Genomic DNA, 399 nt, shown 5'->3' with positions numbered 1-399 from the left:
ATCGGGCGCTCGTGTGTCGGGTCCAAGTAGAAGTTCTGGGTGCCCACCATCAGGTTTTCCGCATTGGGCGTTTCCAGAACCAGCAGCCCTCCCGGGCGCAAAACACGCAATGCCTCAGCGACCAGCACCTTCAAATCGGCAAACGGGATGTGTTCCGCGATATGAAACCCGGAGACAACGACCTTGCAGGCATCAGGCAGGCTTCGCAACGCCGACAGCGCATCCCCCTGCTCGGCAGGCAAACCGCGAGACTGGCATGCCTCTAGCATCCCACTGTCCAGGTCCACGCCTGAAGGCGCAAAGCCATTTTGGACCAGCAGTTCAAGCCACTCTCCGCGACCACAGCCCAGGTCCAGTGCATCCAGATCCTGATACAGGTTCTTCAAAGGCTCAAGAAAG

The 399-nt window shown here is 58.9% G+C and carries 1 protein-coding gene; it reads right to left on the bottom strand.

Annotated elements, in window-relative coordinates; genetic code table 11:
- On the bottom strand, positions 1–399 hold a 399-nt coding region (locus SOP95_RS31930), incomplete at both ends, for a class I SAM-dependent methyltransferase (protein WP_323609581.1).

It is taken from the genome of Pseudomonas sp. YuFO8, from assembly GCF_035065025.1.
GTDB classification, from domain to species: domain Bacteria; phylum Pseudomonadota; class Gammaproteobacteria; order Pseudomonadales; family Pseudomonadaceae; genus Aquipseudomonas; species Aquipseudomonas putida_AE.
Note: the sequence above shows the minus strand (reverse complement) of the source record. Positions and strands in the feature narration are given on the sequence as shown.